The organism is Lachnotalea glycerini (assembly GCF_003201285.1).
Classification (GTDB): Bacteria; Bacillota; Clostridia; order Lachnospirales; family Lachnospiraceae; genus Lachnotalea; species Lachnotalea glycerini.
In genome coordinates, this window is record NZ_QICS01000001.1 from 589,820 (window position 1) to 601,843 (window position 12,024).

Consider the following 12,024-nt stretch of genomic DNA (forward strand, 5'->3'; position numbering starts at 1 on the left):
GAAAAAATGCAGTATCACACTTTTCCTGTTATAAATAAAGAAATGGCTCTTTCGCATCAACAAACTGTATTTCAAGATTGCCTGTAATATCCTGCATCCATGCACCCAGATGCTTCATTCCCATCTCTTCACTACGCTCATGACCTAATACAAGCATTCCTTTGTTCATTCCCATAGCTGCTGCATCTCTGACATAGGCGCTAATCGTCCATTCTGTAATATCACCGCATATAAGTAAATCCAGCTTATTCTCATGCATAAGCTTCATTGGTAGTTCTTCAATTCCAAGTCCTAGACTCCCCCCGCCAACAAGTACTCCAACACGTTCTACAATCATTTTAGGATTTCCTACTATTTGTATTACACTCATATCCAGTTTTTCTTTAAAATACTTGCATAACTCTTCTAATGTAATGCTTGGCAACTGGTAGCATGCACCAAAATATTGCATTTCTTTTGGGCTTTGAATTTTGTATTTTCCCCAATCAAATTCCAAATCATATCCACGATAAATTCCGTCTTCATTCCCCATATGCATATGGTCATGAAATCTCCAGATTGCAATATTATGGTCTTCAATTAGTTTTCTTTTTTGATGATATACAGGATCATTTTCTAGCCAATCGATCCCATCCATTCCTGTAAACCAGGTTGGTTCATGGGTAATTATAAAGTTAGCTCCTATATCAATTGCTTTTTGTATTACCTCTACTGTTGCCATAAACGTAGTTACAATTTTCGTAACCTCCATATCATAACTGCCTGTCATCAAACGATCGCAAGTCTTGTCTTGCGGCAATGGTTCCATTCCTGTTTTTTTAATGATTCCATCAATAATTTCTTTTACTGTCATCTTCATTCCTCCTACAATTCGTAAAAACATCTCTGTTTCATTCATTAACGGTTTGCATTTTTTTAGAACAATCTATTCTATTCAGACGTTATCATCTTTATTTTTTCTCTTGAAAAGGCATGCATAAAAATGCATGCCCTGTTATATCAGCCTTTTACTGCTCCCACTACTACACCTTTTATAAAATATTTCTGAATAAACGGATAGATAATAACGATCGGAAGAATTCCAATTACAGCCATTGCCATTCTTACCGAAGTACCGGGCAAATCAATATTCCCTACGCCTAATAGATTAGAAGATCCTGATTTTAAAAATTGCACATTATTCATGATTTTAATTAATAGATTTTGAATTCCAAAGTATTTTGGTTTTGTTATATAATATAATCCATTTACCCAGTCATTCCAGTAGATTAAAGCGGTAAATAAACTAATAGTTGCCACTGATGGTACAGAAAGTGGAATAATGATTTTCCAGAAAATACGAAGTTCGCTTGCACCATCAATTTTTGCTGATTCTATTAATGCTTCAGGAATATTATTTGTATAATAATTTCTTACTAGAAATACATTAAAGGCCGTCAAAAAATAGTTTGGTAAAATTAATGCCCATATTGTATTTTTGATATGAAATATACTTGACCACATAATATAGGATGATACAATTCCTCCATTAAAAAGCATTGTAAAAAATACAAAGAAAGCTAGAAAGTTACTATATTTAAAGTTTTTTCTTGACATGGGATATGCCAATGTTGTGGTAACAATAACGCTCCCTAACGTTCCCAATACAGTTACTATAGTTGTTATCCCATAAGATCTTAGTATTGTTTTTCCTTGATTAATAATATAATAATATGCATCAAAGCTAAATGCTTTTGGAAAAAAAGAGTATCCATTTGAAATTAATGCCTGTTCATCCGTAAAGGAAGCAATTACTATCAAAATAATTGGAAGAAGTGTAATAACCGATAATATCGTAAGAATAACGGTAGCACCTATTCTAAATTTTTTTTCATCTGTCATTTTATTCATCATTCCTTCCTTAAAACAGTGCATTGTCATTATCAACTTTCCTAACGACTGCATTTGCTGAAATAACAAGAACAAATCCAATAACGGATTGATATAATCCAGCTGCCGCAGACATACCAACATTATTTAATTCCATCAATCCATGATATACATAAGTATCAATCGTCTGTGTAACATCATACAAAGCTCCTGAATTCATAGGTACTTGATAAAATAATCCAAAATCGGAATAGAATATTCTTCCGATTGCCATTAATGTTAGAATCGTAACGGTAGGTCTTAACATTGGAATTGTTATATGCTTGATTTGTTCTAGCTTTGTAGCTCCATCAATTTTAGCAGCTTCAAAAATACTTTTATCTATACCAGCAATACTTGCCATGTAAATAATGCTGCTATAACCTACGTTTTTCCACATAAACACTATAGTTAATATAATTGGCCAATATTTTGGTGTAGTATACCAAGCCACATCTTTTCCACCAAATAATTCTATCACCGTATTGTTTATAAAACCTGTATCTGAGTTAAGAAATGCAAAACCAACAAATCCTATTACTACCCATGATAATATATTTGGTAAGAGCAAGGAAGACTGGAAAAACTTAACTCTAAACTTTGTTCCTAATTCACTCATCAATATTGCAACAAAAATGGCCGCTATTGTACCTAGTATGATAAATGCTAAATTATATAGTATTGTGTTACGGGCTATTGTAAACGCATCCTGACTGAATAAATATTCAAAATTTTTAAAACCACACCAATCACTTCCAAAAATTCCTTTTACGTAATTGTAATCTTTAAATGCAAGAAATACACCAAACATAGGAATATAATTGTTAATGATAAGATATGTAATTCCTGGCAATGCGATTAAGAGAAGGGGACCGTTTTTGACCAGTCCCTTATTCTTCCTTTTTGTTGTACTTTTCATATCTTTCTCCATTTTACTTCTTTGCTAACCACTCATCTAATTGCTTCTGCTTTTCTGTTATAATTTTATCCAAACCAGCAGCTGCTAATTTACCTCTAAATTCTGACAGAGCTGTTTCTGGATCAATACTTCCACATAATAATCCTGGTAGATATTGTTGAATCACGTTAGTTACTGAAGTATATTCTGTTTTAACTAAACTAGAATCAAATGTAAATCCCATTGCCGGCGATTTTTTAGCTGTTTGGTTCTGTTCTTCTTCCCATACTAAGGATTCTGGGTTTGAAGTTCCCATTTGATACATATTAAAAAAGTTTCCTAATGTTCCACTACATAACTGCGCAGTATAAGGAACTGTAGCTGCGTCCAGACCTTCCGGATAAGATACGGAACCATCATCATTTAGTACATAATCTCTATCTTTAATACCATATACCAAAAGATTTACAATGTCCTTATCTGTAAATGTTAAATTCAAAAATTTAAGTGCTGCTTCTGGTACCTTAGAAGTGGAAGAAACCATCCAGGATACTGCATTAATAGAAGTTGTATCCAAATATGCATCTCCTATTTGAACTGCTCCCAAAGAAGTTCCACCAACCTGTGGTTCCAATGAAGCTGCTGTATCTTCCGTTGGATAACTGTATGCTGCTACATAGCAAAAACTATTATCTGCTGACATAAGTTCTGTAGACGTACTTGTTGTTGTTGCAGCGTCCTGTAAAATCAATCCTTCGTTATACCATGTTCTAACAAGTGAACAAGCATTTGTAAATTCTTCTGTACTATAGTAATCTTTTACTGTCATATCATCCCCTAATAAAATTCCCTTAGGATAATTATAATCATCTGTCAAATAATCTACATTCCCAATTGTTAGATTAATGCCCGAAGTACCTTGTGATACTGGCACAAGAGGTGCCATATTGGGATATGCTTCCTTTACTTTTCTTAAAACATCTGTTAAATCATAGATACTTTTTACTTGAGTCATGTCAATTCCAAGTTCATCTGCTATTTCTTGTTTGTAGATAACCATTGGTGTCAATGCATATGGTTTGTAAGTTGGAATGCCATAAAGTTTTGAGTCCTTTACACATGCATTTAGTAAATCTTCACCTAGAAGTGCTTTCGTTTCTGGTGCACATGTATCCATCAAATCTGTTAAATCATAAGCCATACTACTTGATACACTAGTATTAAAATCACCTAGAGATTCAAAAACATCAATTTGGTCTCCACCTTGTAATGAGAGATTAACTTTAGAAGAATAATCAGAAATGGCAATAGGCATCAGCTCAACTTCAACACCAATTTTCTCTCTTGTAATTTTATTGATTTCCTCTTCTACCGTATCCAGTGTATCTGACTCTGGAATATTGTTAAATGTAGCATACGCATAAACAATCTTATCATAATCAGTACTGGCATCTTTTGTAGAACTTTCTTCTCCATCGCTTGTACCACAAGCAGAAAGTCCGGCAATCATCGAAATAGTTAGGATTGCTGCTGTTATTTTTTTCATCTTTTTCATCTTAAAATCTCCTCCTTTTGATAATACAAGTATATCAATATTATCTTTAGCGCTCTTTTAAAAATAAGCTATATTTTTTTAATTTTAAGCTATATTCTACACCATAAGTTATTGTTGTACGGCTTCATTTTCTAATAGAATACCTTAAAGCATTATTTTAATTCATATAAAAAAACCTATCCTAAATTTGTTTTTAACATTAGGATAGATTTTTTTAATCATAAAATATAGTAAGAATTAAAGTTATTTCTTATAGTCCTTAGGAGAAATCCCTGTTAATTTCTTGAATAAGGTTGAGAAATATGAAAAATTATCGAATCCTACTTTAATTGCAACCTCGCTAATATTTTGTTCTCCTGCTCTTAAAAGCTCTTTTGCCTTTTCAATACGATATTCATTAATATAATCCTTTAGATTAATACCCGTCTTTTTCTTATACAATTTTGAAAGGTATTCTGATGTTAAATAAAAGTCTCTTGCAATTTCGCTTCGCCCAATGTTTTCCGAATAGTGTTTATGAATGTAATCATTTATTTTATCAACAATTGTAACCGACTTCGCAATCTCATCCTCATACGCAAATGTCTTCTCAAGCAAATAATTTACCCAACGAATCATATCAACAGTCGAATCCAATGCATGATCAGACATTTCGATTGATAATTCATCATAAAACAGCTTTGTAGCTTGTATCCCCTGCTTCATTAAATCTGCATACACTACCTGAACAATTTCTTGTTTTATCAAATAAAGGGAATGAAGATTCAATTTATTATTTGCCGATAACTCATCAAAAATCTGTTTTAAATAACGCAATAAATTTGGTTTCTCTTTATTTTCTACAAAACTAACTACTTTTTCTAGATCTAGAATTTGAATTTCATTGTTATCTGGCAATTTTAATTCGTTTTCCAGATACACTTTCCCAAAACATCCAACATTATAATCAAATAATTTCTTCATATTTTGTCTGGCATTCGAAAGCTTTGTAATCTCATACGCATTGCTAATACAGCAAGTAATTGTTGATTTAAAATATTGATTATAAACTTCAATTAAATGTTCACATTTTTCTCTCAGTTCTACACGTTTTTCATCATCACATATTGTTATGATACTTAAACTTAATGTATCTGTACTATAAAACTTTATTACACTTTCATTTTCAACTTTTTCAGTTAATATTTCTGAGTGAAATCCTTCTAATATAAATTCAAACACACTTTTACCATAACGTTCGATATCAATGTCGTTATTGCTTAGCTTTGAATATACAAAACAATATTTCTTATAAAAATCAATGTTGAGATGTCTGCGTTCAATTTCTAATTTAATATGTGTATCATCAAGCAGCTCACTCTCAAAAACTGCCTTCCAAAAATCCAACTTCATAACCCTAAGATTTTTCTCTACCCATATTCCATATTCGCTATTCTTTTTTAAATTACGTTTTTGTTTTAGCTTTGAAACTATTTTCTGTATGTTAAGTTCCATAATGTTAATATCAAATGGCTTTGTTAAATATGCTGCTGCATCATAGTTGATTGCATTGGTTGCATAAGAAAAATTCTCATGGCACGTAAGAAACAAAAATTCACATTCCAGCTTTTCATCTCTTATCCATTTTAATAAGCCCAGACCTGTTTCCTGTGGCATTTCAATATCACTAATTATAATATCTATCTTCTGCTCTAGTAGTATTTTCTTTGCATCAAACACATTAAAAGCCGTACTTACATTATCAATGTCCATCTTGCTCCAACTAATCGAGTCCCTAATTACTTCAACTGTTGCTATGTCATCATCTACAATCAATAGATTTATCATAATACCTCTTCCTATATTTTAATCTGAATTGTTTCTTCTTCTAATTCATGTTTTGGATTTTCTGGTACATAAATCTTATTTAGGCATCCGTGTGGATTGATATTTTCCAGCATAACCAAATCATTTCTTTCATACATAAGCTCCATCAATCTTTTTATGCTCCACAGCCCAATTCTGTTACCTTTTTCACTGATGTTTATGGTGTGACCGTTCATATAGTCTAAAACTTCTTTAGAATAGCCTTTTCCATCATCTTCTATTTCAATTAACAACGTATTTTCTCCCTTATAATCCTGCCTGCAAACTTTTATTAATATAGTCAAAATTTTGCCCATTGAAATAGCATGCTTATATTCATTTTCAACAAAGGTATGAATTAACATCTGTGGTATTTTCCATTCTTCTAATTCTTGGGGCAAATCAATCAAATAAAAAATGCACTCTGGATATTTTAGTTCCTGCATTTCAAAATAGTTTTTCACATGTCTTACTTCTTCCTTGATTGATACCGTATGAAAACCAGCACGAAACATATACCTCACATTTTTAGACAATGAGTCTATATACATTTTTACCTGTTCGTTTTTATTCTGACTGTTTAAACTTGAAATTGTTGTTAACGCATTAAGAAAAAAGTGTGGTTTCAGTTGCAGACGTATACTTTTGAGTTCCATATCTTGCAGTTCAATTCTTTTTTCATATGTTTGTATTTTTAGTCCTATAATTTCATCTACCATCTGATTGGTGGTTTCTTGCAGTAACTGAAATTCCTTTGTATTAAATTCTCCCTGAATACGCTTCTGATATTCTCCTTCTCTGATTGATGTCATATCATTAACCATAAGTTTCATTGGAACCGCAATATCTTTTTGGGTATATCGTAAAATAAACAGCATAAATAAAACAGCAATATAAACTGTAATAGCAACTACAATCATACTGGAATGTACCTGTTGAAAGACACTGGTTTTACCTGTATAGCAATAAATCGTAAGCTGTCCGTCAACAATCATTTTCTTATCTGTATAATAATTATTTAAATTAATTTTACTGATATATCCACCCTCATTAATATCCTTTTTTTCATATCCCCATAATTTTCCTATCATTCCTGTATTGCTTACTAATGCAATGGAACGATTCCCATTATTTTGCATGTCAAGATAGTCCAATAATTTACTTGTCCTGATATAAACAGCAATAACTCGGCTATCTGTTAAGAACATTTTGCATAAATAGCGTTCATTATCTAGATATATAAAATCCCACTTAAAATTTTGTGTCGTCTTATTTTCAAAAGCTAATTTTGTATAGTCTCTAATACTATTCTTGTTCTGAAAATGAAAACCTGTTTTAATGGCGTCTAGACAAATGTCATAATTACTATCATATACTACAATGATATCTGTTACTCCATTATCTGATATTAAACTCTGCATATATTGTTGTAATGCTATAGAAGACAGCAAACGCTCATTTTCATTATTTCTTTTTAGTTTTTCCAGATCTTCTCGTTGCATTGTAACACTTGTTAATATTTGATCCAGTTCTGCTATATTATTACTAAGCTCATTGCTATATATTTCTAAAAAAGTATTAGAAGAATCTTTAATTTCTTTATTCAATATGCCATAGGAAGATATGAGAAAGCCTCCCAAAGCCACAATAAGTAAACCTGTTAAAACTAACAGATATAACATTATTTTTCTAATAAAGGATTTTTTCTTCTGCATATTTATTTCCTTTCACTTACAAAAAGGGGATTGAAAATTCAGCATCATTTATACTAATTTTCTTTAATCCCATCCCTTCCACACGTCAGGCTGATACCCAGCCGTTGCTTTCTTACCATTACGTACAATTGGAGTTAAGAGTACCTGCTGATTCTCCAATACCTTTTCATCTTTATCTTCCTTTGCAATGTACTGAATCAATGCCAATGCATCTTTGTCCTTACAATTTGGATTCAACATATGCTCAAGACCTCCGACCGACTGCTTTACACTGTTATATTCCCCTTTGCTCATCCCCTTTTCTTTTAAATCAATGAATTGGAATTTTACACCATGTTCCTTGAAATATCTTTGTGCTTTCTTCGTATCAAAACACTTGTTTGTTCCAAATATCTGTATATTCATTTTACCTCAACGCCTTTCCTAATTCCTTGTACAATCAGTAACAGAAATATCTCTGATACGCTTTACTCGTCCTACAATCAAAAATCTTCCTTGTCATTATACCATATTGATACTATAACAGAGAAGTCTTTGCATAAAGCTTGGCATACCAAAAGCACCGCCACTTTAAAAGACGATGCTTAATAAACTAATCATACATCATTTGTTTTTATATTCCCAACAATATTTTCTAATTGGGACTTATATATTGTAATTTTTGATGCAACTCAAAAGTTCTTTTAACTATTGTAGAAATTTTGAAATCTTCATCAGTTATTCCAAGTGCCCTTATCATAATATTATTCAATGCTAAAATTTTCTTATCATATTCATTTTCTTTTAACTGGCAGATACCTGGATCAAATAAATAATTAACAACAATCATAAAATATTCTGCTATATCTTCTGGATATTCGGTCTTGAAAAACCCTTCCTCTACGCCTTTTTTGAATAATCTTCCATATACTGGTGAATATAATTTTATTGTATTAATAATTGCTTTTTGATGGATCTCTCTGTTCTCTTCTTGATGTAACTGAATATTTAAGCTTTCATGAAAATCTATAGTTTTAAATTGAATTTCTAACATCTCCATATATTTTTCTATAATTGTTCCTTCTTTACGGTTGACAATTTCATTCAATATGACTATACTTTTTTTTACATTTTGATCAAATACAGCTAAAAATATATCTTCTTTTGATTTAAAATAATAATAAAATGTTCCTTGTGCTACATTAATTTTTTTTACTATATGACTTACTGTAGTTTTACTGTAACCTACCGTACTAAAAAGTTCTTCTGCTGCTTCAATTAATTCGCTTTTTCTTTCTTCTGGAGTTTTTGTTATTCTTCCCACTTTTGAATCACCTCTAAAAAAGTATAATATAAAAGTTACAAAAAGTATATCTCTAACTATATGTTTTTTAGTATTTCATTTTACCTTTATATTATTACATTTTCTGAATTCTTATTTTCTACTATATTTTCAGATTCTTCTGTATTTTCAATTTCTTCAACGTTTTTATTTTCTTCTACTTTATTTAGCAATTTAATTTCTTTCATGATAAATCTGATAATTATTGTTCCAGAAATTAAATCTGATACTGATTGTGATATAAATATTCCATTCATGCCAAACTTAATAGGTAATAATAGTATTAATGGTATTAAAACTATTATTTGACGTAAAGCGCTTAAAAGTATTGATTTCTTAGCTTCACCAATATATTGAAAGAAAAATGTTCCAATAACTTGAATTGCTAATATTGGCAGCATAATTTGAGATAATCTTAATGCTTTTGTTGCCAAGTGATATAGCTCTAAATCATCACTACTTCCAAAAATATTTACTATTTGTCCTGCAAATAGTTCTACGATTAAAAAGGCTGCTGTAACAAATAGAGTTCCCGCTTTGAAACCTACCTTTAATGCTTCTTTTACTCGATCTATTGCATGTGCTCCATAATTATATCCAATGATTGGTTGAATTCCCAATGCAAGCCCAACTATAGGCATATTAATTAGCAAGCAAACTGCTGTAACTATTCCATAGGCTGCTACACCTGTTTCGCCGCCATACTTTAAACAAGCTCTGTTAAACACCAATGCGACTACGCTCATAGCTATTTGCGTAATACAACTTGGTATTCCAATGGAAACTATAGTTTTTACAATATTCTTCTCTAATTTAAAATACTTAGGTTTTATTTTAGCCGGATTCTTAGTAGAACATAATTGTATAAAAGCAATAACTGCACAAACTCCACTACTTAATGTAGTAGCCAAAGCAGCTCCAAATACACCCATATGAAAAACAAATATGAATATAGCATCCATAACTATATTTAAAAATATATCTATAAGAAAATTAATCATTGCTGCTTTTGCATTTCCCATACCGCGTATGATTGAATTTAAGGATTGTGCATATACAAAACATACACATCCTAATATTAGCACGGATGCATATTCTCTTGCATCGTTAAATACCTGCCCTGAACCACCGTACAATTTAATGATTGGATTCATACAAATATATCCCATAATTGAAATAAATAATGATAACATTAATGATAATATTACTGTGTTTCCTATGACCTTTTCTGCATCTTCAATATTTTTTTTACCAAGTTTTAAAGCAACTGTTGAAGCCGCACCTCCAGAAACTAATTGTGATAATCCTTGAATAATTAAATAAATACCAAATGCAACCGTTACAGCCGTTATTCCTACTGTTCCAACTCCAATTCCAATAAAAATTCTATCAATAGCTATATTGATTGAATTCATTAAAAGTGATACGATCGACGGCGCTGCTAAACTAAATACTAAACTATTTATAGGTTGTTTTTCCAACTTTTCTTGTTTATTCATCTCTTTATTGCTCCTTTGAATGACATCAGTCAGTATTGAATCTGTTTTAATCATATTATATTGACTGACTTAAGTCAATAGTTTTTTGCAAATATTTTTCTATGTAGAAATAGAAAGCCCCTTATAGGCGCTTTCTCCATTTTCAATGTAATTTGCATTCTATCGACCAAAACTCTCCATACGCTTTTCTTACATTAGTGACAACGAAACCTGATTCCTCTATCAGTTTATTAAATTCTACTTTACTTCGAACCTTTCCTCCATCGGAACATACTAAGAAAAGTAAGTCTCTATATGCCTCTTTGGGTGATATTTTTTCATTATTATCTATCAATGATTCTACTATTAAAAGCCTTGATTCTTTTGACATTGCAGCTTTTATATTTTTCAGAATTTTAATGACACTATTATCTTCCCAATCATTTAGAACTTTACTTATTAAATATAAATTTCCTCCTTCTGGAATTTTCTTGAACATATCTCCACTAACTAATTGGCATCTATCATCTAGTCCAAAACTAACTTTATCAGCTTCTATCCTTTCAATTGTTGCTGGCTGATCAAATAATATTCCAATTGCATTTTTATTGTATTGAAGTACTGCTGATATTATTTGTCCATTTCCTCCGGCAATATCTACAATTAATTGGTATTTTTCAAATGGATATGATTCTACAAATTGTAAAATACCTATTTTAGAAAATTCATTCATTCCCTTATCCATAGTTTTTAACAAATCTGGATTTTTCTTTCCATACTCATACCAGCTTGTTCCATTGTTTTTTTCAAATGATGATTTTCCTGTTTTTATACTATATTGTAAATCTGCCATAGAACTAATCAACAGATCGTTCAGGAAGTATTTAGCCAGCCCTTCTAATGAACCCTTGGAATCTGTTTGAAGAACCTCTCCCATTTCTGTTACCATAAATGTATCATCTTTCTCATAAATAAGCCCTGCAGACATCAATACTCTTATTAATCTTGCTAAAGAAGATTCATTGACTTCTAACTTCTCTGCTAATTTACTGATTTTAGCTGAGCCACTTATTAATTCGTTAAATAAATTAATTTCAATTGCTGCCTTTATTGCAAATGAAAATGCGTATCCTGCAACTCCTTGTATTACAATAGCCTGTAGTGATTGTATATTTTTCAAATTTTTATCCACTCTATTTATCTCCTTTATTAATTTACTACATGATATTAGTATTCTATTAAATTCATATTATTTAGCAGATTTAGCTTAAGTTTACATAGGATAATATTTTTTACAAATAATT

At 31.0% G+C, this 12,024-nt stretch carries 10 protein-coding genes; all 10 read right to left on the reverse strand.

The genetic code is table 11. From position 1 onward, the window contains the following. Positions 1-28: 28 nt before the first annotated feature. A complete protein-coding gene (locus C8E03_RS02455; protein WP_094378871.1) occupies positions 29-853 on the reverse strand; it encodes a Nif3-like dinuclear metal center hexameric protein in 825 nt (274 codons plus the stop codon). 146 nt (positions 854-999) lie between these two features. Continuing rightward, on the reverse strand, positions 1,000-1,890 hold the full coding sequence (locus tag C8E03_RS02460; protein ID WP_094378904.1) for a carbohydrate ABC transporter permease: 891 nt from the start codon (positions 1,888-1,890) through the stop codon (positions 1,000-1,002). Positions 1,891-1,900: 10 nt separating this feature from the next. Then, positions 1,901-2,827: an ABC transporter permease gene (locus tag C8E03_RS02465; RefSeq protein WP_110290394.1), complete on the reverse strand. Its 927-nt coding sequence runs from the start codon at positions 2,825-2,827 to the stop codon at positions 1,901-1,903. Positions 2,828-2,840: 13 nt separating this feature from the next. Beyond that, positions 2,841-4,361, reverse strand: a complete 1,521-nt coding sequence (locus C8E03_RS02470) for an ABC transporter substrate-binding protein (RefSeq protein ID WP_094378869.1) — start codon at positions 4,359-4,361, stop codon at positions 2,841-2,843. A gap of 243 nt (positions 4,362-4,604) precedes the next feature. After that, a complete protein-coding gene (locus C8E03_RS02475) occupies positions 4,605-6,188 on the reverse strand; it encodes a response regulator transcription factor (RefSeq protein ID WP_110290194.1) in 1,584 nt (527 codons plus the stop codon). 11 nt (positions 6,189-6,199) lie between these two features. Further along, a complete protein-coding gene (locus C8E03_RS02480) occupies positions 6,200-7,921 on the reverse strand; it encodes a sensor histidine kinase (protein ID WP_110290195.1) in 1,722 nt (573 codons plus the stop codon). A 63-nt stretch (positions 7,922-7,984) separates the two neighbouring features. Beyond that, positions 7,985-8,326 (reverse strand): arsenate reductase family protein, encoded by a 342-nt coding sequence (locus tag C8E03_RS02485; RefSeq protein ID WP_094378863.1) that lies wholly within the window; start codon positions 8,324-8,326, stop codon positions 7,985-7,987. A gap of 229 nt (positions 8,327-8,555) precedes the next feature. Continuing rightward, positions 8,556-9,224: a TetR/AcrR family transcriptional regulator gene (locus C8E03_RS02490; protein WP_170122870.1), complete on the reverse strand. Its 669-nt coding sequence runs from the start codon at positions 9,222-9,224 to the stop codon at positions 8,556-8,558. Positions 9,225-9,310: 86 nt separating this feature from the next. Then, a complete protein-coding gene (locus C8E03_RS02495) occupies positions 9,311-10,741 on the reverse strand; it encodes an MATE family efflux transporter (RefSeq protein WP_170122871.1) in 1,431 nt (476 codons plus the stop codon). Between the two features lie 142 nt (positions 10,742-10,883). Beyond that, positions 10,884-11,912 carry a methyltransferase gene (locus C8E03_RS02500; protein ID WP_110290198.1) on the reverse strand — a complete coding sequence of 343 codons (1,029 nt, stop codon included), beginning with the start codon at positions 11,910-11,912 and terminating at the stop codon, positions 10,884-10,886. Positions 11,913-12,024 lie beyond the last annotated feature (112 nt).